10 protein-coding genes are annotated in these 17,274 nt (G+C 69.5%); 6 read left to right on the forward strand and 4 right to left on the reverse strand.

The features are described 5' to 3' along the window. Nucleotides 1-112 precede the first annotated feature (112 nt). Nucleotides 113-1,633 carry a sialidase family protein gene (locus tag H074_RS11440; protein WP_007030189.1) on the reverse strand — a complete coding sequence of 507 codons (1,521 nt, stop codon included), beginning with the start codon at nt 1,631-1,633 and terminating at the stop codon, nt 113-115. Nucleotides 1,634-2,344: 711 nt separating this feature from the next. Between H074_RS11440 and H074_RS11445 the strand changes: the two genes are divergently transcribed. Further along, nucleotides 2,345-2,905: a hypothetical protein gene (locus H074_RS11445; protein ID WP_007030190.1), complete on the forward strand. Its 561-nt coding sequence runs from the start codon at nt 2,345-2,347 to the stop codon at nt 2,903-2,905. Between the two features lie 201 nt (nt 2,906-3,106). On the opposite strand, the gene H074_RS11450 is transcribed toward H074_RS11445, so the two are convergent. Further along, nucleotides 3,107-4,531 carry an aminotransferase-like domain-containing protein gene (locus H074_RS11450; RefSeq protein WP_007030191.1) on the reverse strand — a complete coding sequence of 475 codons (1,425 nt, stop codon included), beginning with the start codon at nt 4,529-4,531 and terminating at the stop codon, nt 3,107-3,109. On the opposite strand from H074_RS11450, the gene H074_RS11455 reads away from it, so the two are divergent. Further along, nucleotides 4,530-5,426, forward strand: coding sequence for a DMT family transporter (locus H074_RS11455; protein WP_007030192.1), 897 nt, complete (start codon nt 4,530-4,532; stop codon nt 5,424-5,426). The two genes, H074_RS11450 and H074_RS11455, sit on opposite strands and share 2 nt — an antisense overlap. A 56-nt stretch (nt 5,427-5,482) precedes the next feature. Beyond that, complete coding sequence (locus H074_RS11460; protein WP_007030193.1) at nt 5,483-6,658, forward strand: MFS transporter; 1,176 nt, start codon at nt 5,483-5,485, stop codon at nt 6,656-6,658. Here H074_RS11460 and H074_RS11465 read toward each other — a convergent pair. Further along, the gene (locus tag H074_RS11465; RefSeq protein ID WP_007030194.1) at nt 6,636-7,625 is read right to left on the reverse strand and encodes a YeiH family protein; all 990 of its coding nucleotides are present in this window, start codon (nt 7,623-7,625) and stop codon (nt 6,636-6,638) included. The genes H074_RS11460 and H074_RS11465 overlap by 23 nt on opposite strands. 71 nt (nt 7,626-7,696) lie before the next feature. Between H074_RS11465 and H074_RS11470 the strand changes: the two genes are divergently transcribed. The 3 genes from H074_RS11470 (at nt 7,697) to H074_RS11480 (ending at nt 11,153) form a co-directional block, all read left to right on the forward strand. Next, on the forward strand, nt 7,697-8,602 hold the full coding sequence (locus H074_RS11470) for a LysR family transcriptional regulator (RefSeq protein ID WP_007030195.1): 906 nt from the start codon (nt 7,697-7,699) through the stop codon (nt 8,600-8,602). 237 nt (nt 8,603-8,839) lie between these two features. Beyond that, entirely contained in the window at nt 8,840-10,597 is a 1,758-nt protein-coding gene (gene ctaD / locus H074_RS11475; protein ID WP_200865766.1) for an aa3-type cytochrome oxidase subunit I, read from the forward strand. Between the two features lie 22 nt (nt 10,598-10,619). Further along, on the forward strand, nt 10,620-11,153 hold the full coding sequence (locus tag H074_RS11480; RefSeq protein ID WP_007030197.1) for a bifunctional nuclease family protein: 534 nt from the start codon (nt 10,620-10,622) through the stop codon (nt 11,151-11,153). Between the two features lie 65 nt (nt 11,154-11,218). Here H074_RS11480 and H074_RS11485 read toward each other — a convergent pair whose 3' ends face one another. Continuing rightward, the gene (locus tag H074_RS11485; protein ID WP_007030198.1) at nt 11,219-16,708 is read right to left on the reverse strand and encodes an ATP-binding protein; all 5,490 of its coding nucleotides are present in this window, start codon (nt 16,706-16,708) and stop codon (nt 11,219-11,221) included. Between the last annotated feature and the right edge of the window lie 566 nt (nt 16,709-17,274).

The raw sequence follows: 17,274 nt of genomic DNA on the forward strand, positions 1-17,274 counted from the left end.
ATGATGACCAGGCGCCTGACCCGCCACTAAGCGCGCCAGGACCACCCAGTCAGGTTCAAAGACACGCTCTAAGGACGGTTAGAACCGTCCTTACCACTCACGAGCCACCTGCTCAGCCGCAGTGCTCGGACGGGCTGTCGTACTTCGTCCCGCCCGCGGAACCGCCCCACTTCACGCATTTGCCCGCCGCGGCCGCCCGCACCGGACCGGCGAACCAGGAGAACGACCCGGAATCGGTGATCCGGGACGAGCCCGCCACCTCGAGGTAGGCCGCCGTCGCGGTCGCGGTGCCCGCGGACTCGCTCTTCATCGTGCTGACACAGTTCTGCCCGTTGGAAGCGTTGTAGGACAGGTAAACCGTGCCCGACGTCCCGAGCGGAGCCGAGTCGATCACACCGTATCCGCCGCCGCAGACCGGGGCGCCGAGCGTCGTCTCAATGACGGTCGAGAAGCGGATGGTTTCGTTGGCGTTCCCCGCCGGGCCCGCTTCGTACAGCACGCCGACCGAGCCCGAGGACAGCTGGACCATGTCGGAGTACGCGGCGTCACCGCTCCACACCAGCGTTCCGGCGGAGTTGCCCTGCCAGTTCGCGCCCTCGTCGAACGACGACCGCACGACGAGTTCCTTGCGGCGGTCGCAGACCGACGGCGCGGCGAACAGGATCCGGTTGTACTTGCCCGCCTTGTCGGTCGCGGTCATCCGTGCGGTCGAGGCCTGTACCACCGGAGTGATCAAGTCCTCCTCGAAGGTGAACTTGGTGGAGAAGCTCGCCCCACCATCGGAACTGATGGCGTAGGCCCGGTTCTTCGCACCACCGCTGAGGCATTTGTCGTCGTTGTTGGCCTGGTTGCGCGCCGCGGCGTAGACCCGGCCGTCGAGCAGTTCGGTGACGCTGATCTCCTGCGGGTTCAGCCCGGCCGACGCCGCCGGGGTGTCGGTGGCGCCGCGCTTCCACGTGACACCTTGGTCGTCGCTGTAGATGAGGGCGCCGCTGTTCTTTCCGTCGATGGTGTAGCTCATCCCGGCGACGATCCGGCCCGCGTGCGCGCCGCGGGTCAGCACGATGCCGTGCGACGGGCCGGTCGCGAGCCAGCCGGGTGCGGTGCCGAACCCGAGTTGCGTGGTGAGCACCTTGGGCGCGGTCCAGGTCTTGCCGTGGTCGTCGCTGATCGAGACGCGCGGAATCCGGTTGCAGTCGGGGTTCTTGACGCATTCCATCACCGAGAGCAGCACGATCCGCCCGGTGGACGGGATCACGATCGGCGTCGGATTTCCCTTGGTGTCACCGAAACCTTCGATGACGATCTTCGGGGCGCTCCAGGTCTTGCCGTTGTCGGCGGAGCGTTTCACGACGAGATCGATGTCGCCGCTGTCGTTGCAGAAGCTGGCGCCGCCGTTGCGGCCTTCGGCGAATGCGAGCAGCTCGCCGTTGTTCGCCTTGACGATGGCGGGGATTCTGAAGCAGTCGTAACCTTCTGTTTTCTGGTTGTACACCAACGTGTTCCCGACCGCGGCGGCCGAGATCCGGTCGCCGGTGGCCGGCGTGGCGAGTGAGGTGGCCGGGGATGCGCCGACCGCCGCGGTGGCGACGAGGGCCGCGAACAGGCCCTGTGCGACGCGGGAGATCTTCACGGGAGTGGCTCCGTCCTGGATTCGATTCCGGGTGACGGGGCATCAGAGTCCTTCCGGCTCGTACAGCCGTCGTACAAGGCGCGTACAACCCGGTTTCGCCTTCTGTGTCAGGTGACGCAGAACAACGGTGCCTTCCCTGCCAAGCTCGATCTCGTCGGACACGGCGCGAGATCGGAGGGAGGGCCGATGAAGGTGATCGATCCGGAGGGGCGCGGGCGGGCGGTCGATCGCCGGTTCGCGCCGTGGCGCCGGGCTACCTGCTGCTGACCTGCAGGAGGGCGACGATCCCAGTGGATATCGGGATCGGCGATGAAGGAATTAGGACGCTCAACGTCCCGATTCCTTCATAGACGCGAGGTGGCCCCGTCCCGGGCCATGATCAACGGAAGATCCGGGACACTCAACGTCCTCCATCTTCCGTTGATCAAGGCTCTGCCACTCAAACCCGGTGGCCTACACGCCCGCCCACCCCCGCCGCGGCACCGCTCAGGGGGCATTCACGTACAGGGGGCCTTCACGCGCCGACCACCTGGACCGACCGTCCACTCCTGCCTCCACGACGTTACGAAAGATACTTTCGCAAAAGGAACACAGCGGTGAACCGGCCGTGCGCGAGGCGCTCACGCGGTTCGGCGCGCGGGTGGAACGCCGTCGGACCCTGCTTCGTCGGAGATCTGTGCCAAGATCCGCACACGGATGAGGGGGAACGCGATGCGGGTGACCGATACCGACGGCGGCGAGTGGCTGATCGTGCGCCGGTTCGCGCCCTGGCTGCGCCGGATCCGCCCGCTCGCGATCGTCACCGAAAGCGAGCGCTACCGGGAAGTGTCGTTCACCAGGCACCGCGGCCGGTCCGCCGAGGAAGAACGTCTGGGCTTCGAAGACTGGCTGATGCTGGGAATCGCCGTCGGGCAGGCGGCCGGACTCGCGCTGATCCTGTCGCCGTTCCTTTTGGCGGAACTGGCGCTTTGGGGGCTGACAGGCGCGGTTCTCCGGCTGCTGAGGCTGACCGGCCTGGTCCGTGCCCGGGTCGACCTCATCGCGCCGCCCCCGGCCGTACGCAGCCTCGCGCCGGTGCGGGTCCTGCTGGTGCCGGGGAAGGCGGCGGCCGGGCTGACTCGCGACCTGGCGACGCTGATCGAGACCACGCCGGATTTCGATCCGGAGAACGAGCCGCGCGTGCGAAAACTGTTCCTGGCCACCGGAGCGCGCGTGGAACGGCACTTCGGCCTGCCGTGGCGGCTCAGTGGTCGTCGGGTGTCAGCTGTCTGAGGTTGCTCAGGCTCCGGACGACCAGCCGCTGGCGGCCGGTGCTGAGCAGCCCGTCGGCGCGCAGGGTCCGTGCGATGGCCTCCCGTGACGCGGACGCGAGTCCCGCCGGGTCGCGCTGGCTGATCCGCAGGGGGCCGAGCGCAGGCTGCCGTCCTTCTTGTCGCCTCCGTGCGCGATCGTACGAGCGGAACCGGCCGGACGTTAACCGGGGATCTCCTGGTACGCCTGGGAAAGGCGCCGGACGCCGTCCCGCAGTTGAGCGCCTGTCGCGGCGCTGACGTAGCTCAGGCGCAGATAGGGCCCCGGGGCCTCGGCGGCGAAGTACATCCTGCCGGGGGTGACCGCTACTCCGGCGCGGAAAGCGGCGCTGGTCAGCGCCACTTCGTCGACGAAGCCGGGAAGCGGCTGCCACAGGTGGTAACCCCCGGTCGGGACGGGGACGGCGCTCCAGGAGGGCAGGAACTCCCGCAGTGCCGAGACGGCGACGTCGCGGCGTTCCCGCAACGAGGCGGCGAGGGTCCGCAGGTGGCGTGCCCAGGCCGGAGAACTCACCAGTTCGAGTGCGGTTTCCTGGAGCGGCCGCGGCACGAAGAAGCTCTCGACGGCGTGGAGTCCGCGCAGCCGCTCCAGTGCCGGGCCGCGGGCGGCCAGCGCGCTGATCCGCAGGCTCGGGGACGCCGGTTTCGTGAGCGAGCGGATGTGCACCACGACGCCGTCGGGATCGTCGGCCACGAGCGGCGGCGGGGGAGCCGGGCTGCCGGGATGTGCCATCAGCCGGGCGAAATCGTCCTCGATGACGAAAGCGCCCGCGTCACGGGCGATTCGCAGGACCTCGGCGCGGCGTTCGGCGCACAGCACCGCGCCCGTCGGGTTCTGGAACGCGGGCTGGCAGACGAACAGCCGGGCGCCGGTGTCGCGGAAGGCGTCCGCGAGCAGTTCCGGCCGGACGCCGTCGCGGTCGATCGGCACCGGGACCGGCCGCAGCCCCGACGCCCGCGCGATGGCCAGCATCCCCGGGTAGGTCGGGGATTCCACCAGCACCGGCGCGCCCGGAGCGCCGAGCGCGCGCAACGCCGTGGTCAGCGCGCTTTGCCCGCCCGAGGTGACCAGCACGTTCTCGACGTTCACCGGGCTGCCGATGTCGCGGGCGAACCAGGCCCGCAGTTCGGGCAGGCCGCAGATCGGCGGCCGCGTCCACGCACCGGGACGGCGTCCGGCTCGGGCCGACGCCGCCGCGAGTTCCCGTTCCGGCTGGAGACTCGGGTGCGTGTACCCGCCGTTGAGGTCGATGACGCCGGACGGCGGGTCGCTCAGCGCGGTGAGCACGCCGGTCGCGTCGATCGCGCGGGTGCCGGACTGGGAACTCAACGCCACCTCCTGCCAGGACACGTCGCCGGTCACCACCACTTCGCGGGGCGGCGGGGCGCGGAAGACGCCGGCGCCGGGGCGGGTGATCACCAGTCCTTCGGCGGCCAGCGCGGCGATGGCGCGCGACACCGTCACCGGGCTCACCTTCAGCTGCCGGACCAGCTCCCGGCTGGACGGGAGCTTTCCTTCGATTGGATAGCGCTCAAGCTCGGACCGCAGCTGTGTGACCAGGCTGGTGACGCTGCTACCATCGGACATGAGACTGGATGATAGCGCTATCGCGGACCGGGCAGTAGCGGTCCGCTCCGGGACCGCGCTGGCGGCGCTGGGTGTCCTGGCCTTCTCGTTCACGTTCCCCGCCACCGTGTGGGCGCTCAAGGGGTTCGACCCGTGGACCGCCACCGGTCTGCGTAGCGTCCTGGCCGCGCTGGTCGCCGGCACCTGTCTTCGTGCCTTCCGGGTCCCGCTGCCGAGACGCGACCAATGGCGCGGCCTGGCCGTGGTCTCCCTCGGCTGTGTGCTCGCGTTCCCGATCCTGACCACGCTCGCGCTGAAGACGTCGTCGACGGCGCATTCCGCGGTGGTGATCGGGCTGCTGCCGCTGGCCACCGCCGTCATCTCCTCGAGGCTGACCGGGAACCGGCCGTCCCGCCGGTTCTGGCTCGTCGCCGCGGTCGGCGCGAGCGCGGTCGTGGTGTTCACCGTCGCGCAGAGCGGTGGGGGACTGTCCACGGCGGACCTGTTCCTGTTCGGCGCGCTCGTGCTGTGCGCGTTCGGGTACGCCGAGGGCGGCAGGCTGGCCAGGGAAATGGCGGGGTGGCACGTGATCGCCTGGGCACTGGTCCTCGCGCTGCCGGTCACCGGCGCGTTCGCGGTCTTCGGGCTCGCGACCGAGCCGTTGCATGTCACCGGCGAGGGGATCGTCGGCCTGCTGTACGTCGCGCTCGTTTCGCAGTTCGGCGGGTTCTTCGCCTGGTACCGGGGAATGGCCGAGATCGGCGTCGCGCGGGCGAGCCAGTTGCAGCTCGCCCAGCCGCTGCTGACGCTGGTCTGGGCGGTCCTGCTGCTCGGCGAGCACCTCCCGGCCGCCGCGCCGGTGACCGCGCTGATCGTCGTCGCCTGCATCGTCGTGACCCAGCGGTCGCGCAGCTAGATCAACGTCGCGAATCCGCCAGACCGCGGTGCCCGCGCGGTGATGGGCTGAAGCACATGACCGCTTCGACCCTCGACACCTCCGTGCGGACCCCGCTGAAGGGATGGCTCGCCGTCCTCGCGGTGACGCTCGGGATCTTCTCCCTCGTCACCACGGAGATCCTGCCGATCGGTCTCCTGACCCCGATCGGCGGGGACTTCCGGATCACGCCGGGGACGGCGGGCCTGACCATGACCCTGCCCGGCTTCCTCGCCGCGCTCGCCGCCCCGGCCGTCACCGTCGCCGCCGGGCGGCTCGACCGCCGGATCCTGCTGTGCGTGCTGATGGTGGTGCTGGCCCTCGCCGACGTCCTCGCGGCGACAGCGCACGCCTACTGGGCGATGCTGGTCTCGCGAGTCCTGGTCGGGCTGGTGATCGGCTCCTTCTGGGCGATCGGTTCCGGCCTCGCCGCGCGGCTCGTCGGCCCCGGACGCGCGGGCACGGCGACCGCGGTGATCTTCTCCGCCGTACCGCTCGGCTCCGTGCTGGGGGTGCCCGCGGGGACTTTCGTCGGCGAGCTGTTCGGCTGGCGGGCGGCCTTCGCCGTGATGGCGGTCTTCACGGTGGGCGTTCTCGCCGCATTGGCCTGGGCGTTGCCTCCGCTGCCGTCGGAGGGCGCTACGCGGCTCGGTGTCCTGCGCGAGATGACCCGCCGGCGCGAGACCCGGCTCGGCCTGCTCGTCACGGTGCTGATCGTGCTCGCCCACTTCGGGACCTACACCTACGTCACGCCGCTCCTGCGCCAGGTGACGCAGGTGAGCCCGGAGCTGATCACCGTCTTCCTGTTCGTTTACGGCACCGCCGGGATCGCCGGCAACTTCGCCGCCGGCGCGGCGATCGCCCGCGATCTCCGGCTGACCTTCCTCACCGCGGCGGGCTTGATCGGCGCCGTGACGTGCGCGCTGCCGTTCCTCGGCGACGCGAAAGCGGGCGTGCTCGCGCTGCTGGTGGTCTGGGGTTTCGCCTACGGTGCCGTCCCGGTCTGTTCGGGAACGTGGTTCGCGAGGGCGGCGCCGCGGGCGCCCGAAGCGGCGTCGGTGCTGTTCACCTCGTCGTTCCAGGCGACCCTCTCGGCGGGCGCGCTACTCGGCGGGCTGGTCGTCGACGCGGTCTCCGTCCCGGCCGTGATGGTCGCCGGCGGCTTGGTCGCGCTGCTCGCGGCCGCCGTCCTCAGCCGAGCACGGTCAGCGTGACCAGCGCGGTGGTCCCGACCAGCAGGGTGGAGAGCAGGCCGAGCAGCAGGGCGCGGCCACCGGTGCGGACGAGCGTGCCGATCCGGACCGCGCAGCCCAGTCCGAACAGCGCCCCGGCCAGCAACAGCGTGCAGGCGACCTTGGCGATATCGAGCGCGAAACCCGGCACGATCCCGGTGCTGCGCAGGGCGGCCATCGCCAGGAAACCGAGGACGAACAGCGGGACCAGCGGCGGCCGCTTGCCGTCGACGGGACGCTGCCGCTCGCGTACACCGACCGCGGCGACCATCGGGGCCAGCAGGACCACCCGGCTGAGCTTGATCACGATGGCGACCGCGATGGCGGCGCCGCCCGCGGGAGTGGCCGCGGCGACGACCTGCGCGACTTCGTGCACGCTGAGCCCGGCCCACTCGCCGATCCGGGCCGCGTCGAGCCGCAGCCAGCCGCCGATCAGCGGGACGGCCGCGATGGCGAGCCCGCCGTAGAAGGTGACCAGCGCGACCGCGGTCGCGACGTCGGAGTCCTCGCGTTCGACGACACCTTCCATGGCGGCGATGGCGGAAGCGCCACAGATCGAGAAGCCGGTCGCGACCAGCATCGCCAGGCCACGCGGAACGCCGAGGAGCCTGCCGATGCCGATGGTGCCGAGGAACGTGATGCCGACCGTGAGCACGACGGCGAGCAGCGTCCCGGGGCCCAGCGCCAGGACGGCCGGAAGCGAGAGCTGCAGACCCAGCAGCACGACGCCGGCGCGAAGCAGCTTCTTGGTGATCCCGGAGATGGCTTTCCGGGTCTCCTCCGACACCGACGACAGCGAGCCGGTGAGGATGCCGAGCACGACGGCGATGGTGAGCGCGCTGACGACCGGGAAAGCGGTGCCGACCAGGTATGCGGCGGCCACTCCGGCACCGGTGATGGCCAAGGCGGTCAGGTAGGGCTTCGTCGGTCTCGTGTGCGTGGTGCTCATGGTTCGAGCCTCGCCCGGACGGGGTGACCTCGGTAGCCGGGAATGCGAGGGGTAGGTCATACACTTGGGCTATGACCACACCCGATCTGGACTCCCTGCGCCTGCTGGTGCTCGTGGACGAGCTCGGCAGCATCGGGCAGGCCGCGGCCAGTCTCGGGATCGCGCAGCCCTCGGCGAGCAAACGACTGTCCACAGTCGAGCGACGGCTGGGACTGGTGCTGGTCGACCGCACGCGGCGCGGCTCGGCGCTCACTCCCGACGGCCGGGTCATCGCGGGCTGGGCGTACCGCGTGCTGTCCGAACTCGACGGTCTGCTCGACGGCGCCGAAGCGCTGCGCACCCAGCATGAGGCGCATCTGCGGGTCGCCGCCAGCATGACGCTGGCCGAGTATCTGGTGCCGGGCTGGATCGGCGAGCTCAAACGCGGCGACCCCGGGCTGTACCTCGGACTGGAGGTCACCAACTCCGACCAAGCCGCCGAACTGGCGCGGGAGGGCAAGGTCGACCTCGGGTTCGTCGAGTCGCCCGGTTCGTTGCCCGGCCTCTCGTCCAAGCGGGTCGCCACCGATCACTTGGTCCTCGTCGTGCCCGCGAATCATCCTTGGGCGCGTAAACGCCGCCCGCTGACCGCGGCCGAACTGGCGATCACGCCGCTCGTCGTCCGTGAACTCGGTTCCGGGACCAGGGAAACCGTGGACGCCGCGCTGCGCCAGGCCGGTGTCGGACCGGCGAAACCGTTGCTGGAACTGGGTTCCGCCTCCGCTGTCCGCAACGCCGTGATCGCCGGCGCCGGGCCGGCGGTGATCAGCGAGCTCGCCATCGCCCGTGACGTCGCCGACCGCAGGCTCGTCCCGGTCGCGGTCGACGGCGTCGACTTCGGCCGGGAACTGCGCGCGGTATGGCCCGCCGGGCGGCGGCTCGCCGGTCCGGCCGCGGAACTGCTGAGCATCGCGGTGCGGAGTGCGAAATCCCGGTGACCTCCCTGCACGTTTCCTCGTGGTCCGATGAAAGCGGAATGGTGAACTGCGGGTAACAGGCCGATGGCGTATCACGCATGGACGCCGTCGTCTGCCACGGTGTTTCGAGGCGCGCTTCCGGATTGACGGCTCCAGACCGGGAGAGGACACCATCTGCCTCTTGAAAAGCGCGCGTGTAGGGACTCTCCTGGAGGGGTACCAGGCTGCAGAAGGTGTGTCCTCGTGCTGGGAGTCGGCATGACCAGAGTGAAGACATCGCCCCGACCGGAGGCCGTCAGCTTCGGCGGACGGCGTCGAGCACCGAAGGGCGGCGTGTTCCTCAACGTCGTCCGCACCACCGACCACAAGACGATCGGCGTGCTCTACCTGAGCACCTCGTTCGCGTTCTTCCTCATCGGCGGGTTCATGGCACTGCTGATGCGCGGCGAACTGGCCAGGCCGGGGATGCAGTTCCTGTCGCAGGAGCAGTACAACCAGTTGTTCACCATGCACGGCCTCATCATGCTGCTGCTGTACGCGACACCGAACCTCTTCGCGTTCGCCAACTACATCCTGCCGCTGCAGATCGGCTCTCCGGACGTCGCCTTCCCTCGGCTGAACGCGTTCTCCTACTGGCTCTACCTCTTCGGCGGGCTGATGACACTCAGTTCCTTCGTGACGCCGAGCGGAGCGCCCGACTTCGGATGGACGATGTACACGCCGCTGTCCAGCGCCGCGCACACCCCGGGCGTCGGCGCCGATCTGGTGATCATGGGCCTGATCGTCTCCGGGCTCGGGACGATCCTCGGCGCGGTCAACATGGTCACCACGATCCTCTGCCTGCGGGCGCCCGGAATGACCATGTGGCGGTTGCCGCTGTTCACCTGGAACATCCTGTTCACCACGATCCTGATCCTGGCGGTCTTCCCGATCCTCACCGCGGCGCTGTTCGGGCTGGAGGCGGACAGACGGCTCGGCGCGCACGTCTTCGATCCGGCCAACGGCGGGGCGATCCTGTTCCAGCACCTGTTCTGGTTCTTCGGACATCCCGAGGTGTACATCGTCGCGTTGCCGTACTTCGGCATCGTCACCGAGATCGTCCCGGTGTTCAGCCGGAAACCGCTCTTCGGCTACAAACTCATGGTGTTCGCGACGATCACGATCACCGCGTTGTCCTTCGCCGTGTGGGCGCACCACATGTTCGCCACCGGCGCGGTACTGCTGCCGTTCTTCTCCATCATGACCTTCCTCATCGCGGTGCCGACCGGGATCAAATTCTTCAACTGGATCGGCACCATGTGGAAGGGGCAGCTCACTTTCGAGTCACCGATGCTGTGGTCGGTCGGGTTCATGGTGACGTTCCTGCTCGGCGGGCTGACCGGGGTCATCCTCGCCGCGCCACCGCTGGACTTCCACATCCACGACACCTATTTCGTGGTGGCGCACTTCCACTACGTGCTGTTCGGCACCATCGTGTTCGCCACCTTCGCCGGGATCTACTTCTGGTTCCCCAAGATGACCGGGCGGATGCTCGACGAGCGGCTCGCGAAGCTCCATTTCTGGACCACGTTCATCGGCTTCCACACGACGTTCCTCGTCCAGCACTGGCTCGGCAACGAAGGGATGCCGCGCCGCTACGCCGATTACCTGAGCACCGACGGTTTCACGGTGCTGCACACCGTTTCCACGATCGGCGCCTTCCTGCTCGGTGCTTCGGTACTGCCGTTCCTCTGGAACGTGGTCCGCAGCTACCGGTTCGGGGAGGTCGTCGAAGTGGACGATCCGTGGGGACACGGGAATTCCCTGGAATGGGCGACGACCTGTCCGCCGCCCCGGCACAACTTCTTCGATCTCCCGAGGATCCGGTCCGAGCGCCCGGCGTTCGAACTCCACTACCCCCACATGATCGCCAGGCTTCGCGCCGAGGGACACACGACCCCGTTCCAGCGTCGCGACCAGCCTGCCCCGTCGGAAGTGGCGGCGGACAAGGCACTGAAGGACGACGACACCGCCTGACCGAGGGAATGAGGTACCGCGCATGATTTCGATGGACGTCGAGGGGATGGCAGTCCTGGCCCCGGAAGCGGCACCGGTGATGTTGCTGCGAGAGCGGGAGGGTGAACGCCGCTGGCTGGCGATCACGATCGGCGGCCCGGAGGCGAGCGCGGTGGCGCTCGCGCAGGAGCAGATCCAGCTGCCCCGGCCCGGCACGATCGAACTGATCGGCCAGGTGGTCGAGTCGTTCGGGCACCGGGTCACCGGGGTCCAGGTCACCGCGCTGCGGGATGGCATCTTCTTCGCCGACCTGGTGCTCGATTCCGGTATCCGCGTCTCGGCACGGCCGAGCGACGCGGTCGCGATCGGGTTGCGCGCCGGCGTCGGAATCGAGGTGGCGGACGCGGTGCTGGAGGTCGCTTCCGTTCGGGTCGAGATCGTGGGATCCGGGCCCGACGCGGAACTGCCGACGGTGCCGTCCGATCCGGTCGCGCAGGAACGAGAGGTCGAGGAGTTCCGTGCGGCGTTGGACAAGATCGCGCCTGAGGACTTCGGGGACGGCCCGCCCGGCCCGTGAGATGAACGGGACTTTCATCGCGTTCTTGCGATGAAAGTCCCGTTCATCTCACTCGGTGAACGCCGCTACTGCTTCGCCAGGCCCTGTTCGATCGCCTCGATGATGCGCGGCCGCATCTCGGCCGCGCTGATGATCGCGTCCACCGAACCGACTTTCACCGCGCGCTCGATGCTGTGCACGCCGTCGAACTCGGCCGCGACCGCGCCCAGCTTCTCGGCGCGCACCGACGACTGGACGTCGGCCAGTTCCGCGGCCAGTGCGGCGCGTTCGGCACCGGTCGCCCCGCTCAGCTTCTCGGTGAGCGACCGCACCCGCTGATCCGCCGCGGTCCGGGCGTTGACCTCACCGGAGAACACGACCGCCGCGGCGGGCGCGCCACCGAGCACGGAGGCGAACGAGCCTTCCAGCGCCAGCACCGTCATGTTCGGGTTCAGCGCCTTCGAGAAGACCACGAACGCGCCGCCGTGGTACCGCGAGATCACGGTGAACACGATCGGGCCTTCGAAGTTGACGATCGCCCGTCCGATCTCCGCGCCGTACTCCAGCTGCAGTTTCCGCATCGACTCCGGCGAACCGTCGAAGCCGGACAGGTTCGCCAGCACCACCAGCGGCCGGTTGCCGCTGGCCGCGTTGATCGCCCGCGCCGCCTTCTTCGACGACCGCGGGAACAACGTGCCCGCGGTGTAGGTGTCCGGGCCGTCGGTGGGCGGGAAACCGCGGCGCGGCACCGAACGCGATTCGATGCCGAGCAGGCATACCGGCCGCCCGCCGAGGTGCACGTCCTGCACGGCCGCGGTCTCCGCGTCCGCCATGCCCGGCCAGCGCTCCAGCACCGGGTGGTCCTGGTCCGACAGCGCGCGCATCACGGTGCGGATGTCGAACGGCTTCTTGCGGTCCGGGTTGGCTTCCCGCGAGAAGATCTGGCCGACGGTGGTGAAGTCGCTGTCGACGGCCGCGTGCGGGAACGACGAGATGTCCCGGTCGATCGGGTCGTTCGTGACCGCCTTGCGCGGACCGGACTCCTCCGGCGCCACGTAGGTGTGGTCGTAGTGCGACATCAGCACGTCGCGCGCCGCGGCGAGGTTCGGCGCCCAGTACTGCGCCTGGCCGTTCGGGCCCATGACGCGGTCGTAGCCGCCGATGCCGAAGTTGTCCTCGGCCGAGACACCACCGGAGAAGTCGAGGGACTGCTTACCGGTCAGCACCATCGCGGAATCCGGCGTCATCACCAGGATTCCCTTGGTGTGCATGAGCATCGTCGCTTCGGCGTTCCAGTACGGCTGGGCGCCGACGTTGATCCCCGCGACGACGATGTTGATCTCGCCGCCGTCCTGGGTGAAGTGCACGATCCGCTTGAGCGCGGCCGCGACCCAGTCCATGTTCTCGGTGCCGGACTCCATCGAGATCCGGGCACCGGCCGAGAGCGCGTACCACTCCAGCGGGACCCGCAGCCGCTCGGCGAGGTCCAGCGCCGCGATCACCCGCGAGCACTCAGGCTCCGACAGTGCGCCGAGCGCCTTCGTCGGGTCGCCGAGCAACACGACGCGCTTGACGCCCTCCGGGTGACGTTCGGTCGGCGTGGTGACCACACCGGCGACGATCGCCGCCTTGTTGCGGCCCTTCTTCCGGTCGACCGGGACGAGCGTGTTCGTGTCGTCCATGTCGTACTCGGTGAACGAGCCGAGCATCTCGGTCAGCTCGTACGGGTACACCGTGTCGCGGCGGCGGGCACGCAGGACGTTCTGGCGGTAGTCGTCGAGCGGGAGGATCGGCTCGGTGGTGGGCTCGGACAGCGACATCTGCACGCCGCCGCTGACGTCGTAGCCGATCCGCACGGCGACCTCGGTGACCTCGCCGGTCGCGCGGTCGCGCTGCCTGCCGAGGAACTGGACCTCTTCGAGACCCGCGCCCGCCGTCGACGGCTGCACGCGCTGCGCGACCGTGTTCAGCTCCTCGCCGGTGAGCTCACTGGTCGGCCACACGTAGAGCATGATCCGGTTGGTGTCGAAGCGCTTCTTCGGCGGAAGCTTCGCCTGCACCTCGCGGATCGCGTCGAGGCAGCCCGCCAGCGTGCCTTCGACCGCGGGCAGGGCCAGCAGCTTGCCGTCGTTGTCCCGCAACGGGGTCAGGTCACGGACCTGGGCGAGCGCGACCAGCCGCTGATCCGACGGGTTCATCGGCGAGACGCACTTGAACAGGTAGACGTCCTCGTCGCCGGACGGCAGCCGCGTGAGGTCGAAGTTCGCCAGCCGCTGCAACTGCATCCGCTGGGCGATCAGCGGGTGCAGGCCGCGGATCAGCCGTTCCTCGCTGAAACCGGTCGAGGACGGGCGGAAGGTGAAGTGGTGGTGCATCACCGCGCCGCCGTGCCCGGCGACCGTGGTGGTGACGCGCCGGATCCGGCTCGGCAGCGACTCGGCCGTGAGGATCTCACGCAGGCCCGCCGCCATCGCGTCGTCGTCGGCGGACTCGTCGTCCCAGGTGAGGTAGAGGTCCGCCTCGACGTCGGTGTCGGCGGGCAGCTGGGCGGCGAGATCGGCGACCGCCTTGATCGCGCCGGGCAGTCCGGCACGGTCGACGGCGGTGGTGGCCATGTGGAACCGCTCGTTCTCGTCGGCGTAGTCACCGGTGACGAAGGTACACCCGCCGACGGTGACCTGCTGGACACCGGTGAGTGCGCGGTTGCCGTAGTAGCGGCGGCTCAGCACTTCGAGCAGCGGCGTGTGATCGGTGCCGGGGCGCCCGATCCGCTGCCCGAGCAACCGCACCAGCGGTTGCGCGCTGGCCTGCATGCTCGCGATCCGCTCGGCGCGGTCCGGCGAATCCGGGTGCAGGTCGAGGTGACGCAGGTGTTTGCGGACCTCGCTGTACACCTCGGCACGGGTGCGGCGGAGCAGCGGCTGGGCGAACCAGCGGAACACCACGCTGCGGGCCAGGTCGCCGACCACCGGGAAACGGAGCTGGGTGGCGGCGATGAGCGCCTCCAGCGCCTTGCCCGCCGGCTCGCGCATCGACTCGAACGGCTGCGCCTCGGTGAGCCACTGTCGCAGCAGGGCGGTGACGATCGCGACGTCGGACGAGGTCCGCTGCTGGGCGAGGAAGATGCGGAAGACCGCCTCCTCCAGCTCCGGCGTCCGCTCCAGGTCCGTGATGCCGTAATGCCCCAGCACCTTCTTGAGCTTGTTCTGGAACGACTCCGACAGCCCGGCGCGTTCGACGTCGAGGCTCTGCAGGTAGGTGTGGAAGAACTCGCGGGAGCTGTGCACCGGGGTGTCGGACTTGGCCTCTTCGCTCGCCGGCTTGTTGCGCATCAGCTCGGACAGGTCGGCGAACACGGTCAGCAGTTCGACCTCGCCCTCCAGCGGGCGGTCGCCGTTGCCCTCCAGTTCGGCGCGGGCGGCCAGGTACGCGCTGAGCGTGCGGCGCTCGTCGTGCGGGTCGACGTCGAAGCCGAGCAGGAGGCTGCGCAGGTCCTGCTGTCCGCGCGTGATCCGCTGCGCCGCCGACGTGCCGTCCGGCTCTGCGGGCAGCTCGATCTCGACGCTGCCGGTGTCCTCGGCGACCTCTTCGCCTTCCTCCGCCAGCGGCTCGAGCCGCAGCAGGGGAGCGCCGGTCTCGACCTGGCTGCCGACCGAGACGACGCACTCACGCAGCTTCGCGCGGAACGGCGCGCGGAGCACCGTCTCCATCTTCATGCTTTCCAGCACCAGCACGGGCGCGCCGGCCTCGACCTCGGCGCCGACCTCCAGCGGCGTCGCGACGACGAGCGCGGGCGCGGGTGAGCGGACGACACCGCCCTCGTCACGGCTGATGCGGTGGGTGATGCCGTCGACCTCGACCAGGTGGATCGGCCCGTGCGTGCCGGTGACCAAGCGGAACCGGGTGCCGTTGACGGTGATCTGGCCGGTGTGCTCGTCGAAACGGTCGACCTCGACGTCGGCGGGGTGGATGTCGCCGCCGCCCGCCGAGACGCCGACGCGGAACCGGCGGTGGCCGATCCTGGCGACGCTGACGCGGTACGTGGCGCCGCGCAGTTTGAGGTCGAGCGGGCGGCCGCTCTCGTGCTGAACCTGCGGGCGGCCACCGTGCGCGGTGGAGAGAAGTCGTTGGCGCTCAACGGCTTCCTCGTCCTCGTAGGCCTCGATCGCGGCTGCGGTGAGCGCGATCGCCGAATGGCGGTGGGTGACCAGCTTGCCTTCGCCGCGGACCCGGTCGATCCAGCCGGTGTCGGCACGGGCGTCGATCACCTCGGGCTGGTCGAGCAGGTCGAGGACGAAGCTCTTGTTGGTCGCGCCGCCCTCGATGATGACCGTGGTCTGTGCCATCGCGCGGCGCAGACGGCCGAGCGCCTCGTCACGGTCGCGACCGTAGGCGATGATCTTCGCGATCATCGAGTCGAAGTCGGCCGGGATCGTGTCGCCTTCGCTGACTCCGGTGTCGACCCGGATACCGGGGCCGGCGGGAAGGGCCAGGCGCGCGATGCGGCCGGGCGACGGTGCGAAGTCGCGGTCCGGGTCCTCGGCGTTGAGCCGCGCCTCGACGGCGTGGCCGAATTCGGCGGGCTGGACGCCTTCGAGCTTGCCGCCGGAAGAGACGTGCAGCTGGGCCTTGACCAGGTCCATGCCGGTGGTCAGCTCGGTGATCGGGTGCTCGACCTGCAGACGGGTGTTGACCTCGAGGAACGCGAACAGCTTGTCGCCGGGGTGGTAGAGGAACTCGACCGTCCCAGCGCCGCGGTAGTCGACCGCGAGCGCGAGCCGCTCAGCGGACCGCTTGAGTTCGTCGGCCTGCTCGGGGCTCAGCACCGGGGAGGCGGACTCTTCGATGATCTTCTGGTTGCGGCGCTGCACCGAACAGTCGCGGACGCCGAGCGCCCACGCGGTGCCCTGGCCGTCGGCGATGACCTGGACCTCGACGTGCCTGGCGCCGGTGACCAGGCGCTCCAGGAAGACCACTCCGCTGCCGAAGGCGCGCTCGGCCTCCAGGCTGGTGCGCTCGTAGGCGTCCTTGAGCTCGTCGGCGGAGGTGATGACGCGGATACCGCGGCCGCCACCGCCGGCGGTCGCCTTGAGCATCAGCGGATAGCCGATCTCGTCGGCCGCGCGGATCGCCGCGTCGAGGTCCGCGACGGCGCCGCGGCTCCACGGCGCCACCGGGACGCCGACCTCTTCGGCGATCAGCTTCGCGCCGATCTTGTCGCCGAGCTTGCGCATCGCGTCCGCGCTCGGGCCGATGAACGTGACGCCCAGCCGCTCACACAGCTCGGCGAAGGCCGGATCCTCGGCCACGAAACCCCAGCCGACCCAGGCCGCGTCGGCCCCGGTCTCGGTCAATGCCCGCTCCAGCACGGCGAAATCCAGATACGGACGCGCCGACGCGGGGCCGAGGTCGTAGCTGATGTCGGCTTCCCGCACGAACGTCGCCGACCGGTCCGCGTCCGTGAAGAGCGCGACGGTCTCGATCCGCCGTCCGGTCTCCGCCGAAAGCTCGCGGACGGCGTGGATGAGCCGCATCGCGGCTTCTCCGCGGTTGACGATGGCGACACGACTGAACACCGACTGAGCCTCCCAAGTGCGCGACACAACAGCTGACGTCCCGCCGGATCACGCGCGGGACAGTCTCCTGTACCTGGCTAACAGCCTGCCTCTTACCGGCCGGTACGAGAATGTCGCCGGTGGCGCATGCCGAGGGCCGGGTCTTGTAGGAACCCGCCAAAAAGTGGCCTGGAACACCTAGTAGAGGGGCCTGATGACGTGATGAAGTGGACAACTGCGGGGTGGACTTGGTAGCCGGGTTCGCGAGGTGTCATCCGGTGTTCACACCGGTTTCATCGGGAAGCTCAGGGCTTGTTCCGGCTGCCGTGGCGGGTGTGGCCGTTTTTCGGCGACGGTGCTGGCGGGGCGGCGGCGAGTCGTTGTGGTGAGTCTCGGCGGACGGGCGGCTGAGTGGTTGTGGCGGTCCTCGATCGAGCCGTAGCCGTTTTTCGGCGACGGCATGCCGGTCGGCAGCGCGTGATGGCGTCGGTCAGCAGGAGGGCCCTCACGTGGAGGTTGCCGAGTCATAGCCGTTTTTCGGCAACGAAGACCGAAAGTTCTCGGGCAAGGGGTGAAGCGGCGGTCGG

Origin of the sequence: Amycolatopsis decaplanina DSM 44594, assembly GCF_000342005.1 — a bacterium.
GTDB classification, from domain to species: Bacteria; Actinomycetota; Actinomycetes; order Mycobacteriales; family Pseudonocardiaceae; genus Amycolatopsis; species Amycolatopsis decaplanina.

What these genes read in the sequence shown, in the direction of transcription:
- H074_RS11465 (WP_007030194.1), bottom strand. Translation starts at nt 7,625, where the DNA reads ATGAGCACCACGCACACGAGACCGACGAAGCCCTACCTGACCGCCTTG.
- H074_RS11470 (WP_007030195.1), top strand. Translation starts at nt 7,697, where the DNA reads ATGACCACACCCGATCTGGACTCCCTGCGCCTGCTGGTGCTCGTGGAC.
- ctaD (WP_200865766.1), top strand. Translation starts at nt 8,840, where the DNA reads ATGACCAGAGTGAAGACATCGCCCCGACCGGAGGCCGTCAGCTTCGGC.
- H074_RS11455 (WP_007030192.1), top strand. Translation starts at nt 4,530, where the DNA reads ATGAGACTGGATGATAGCGCTATCGCGGACCGGGCAGTAGCGGTCCGC.
- H074_RS11445 (WP_007030190.1), top strand. Translation starts at nt 2,345, where the DNA reads ATGCGGGTGACCGATACCGACGGCGGCGAGTGGCTGATCGTGCGCCGG.
- H074_RS11450 (WP_007030191.1), bottom strand. Translation starts at nt 4,531, where the DNA reads ATGTCCGATGGTAGCAGCGTCACCAGCCTGGTCACACAGCTGCGGTCC.
- H074_RS11480 (WP_007030197.1), top strand. Translation starts at nt 10,620, where the DNA reads ATGATTTCGATGGACGTCGAGGGGATGGCAGTCCTGGCCCCGGAAGCG.
- H074_RS11460 (WP_007030193.1), top strand. Translation starts at nt 5,483, where the DNA reads ATGACCGCTTCGACCCTCGACACCTCCGTGCGGACCCCGCTGAAGGGA.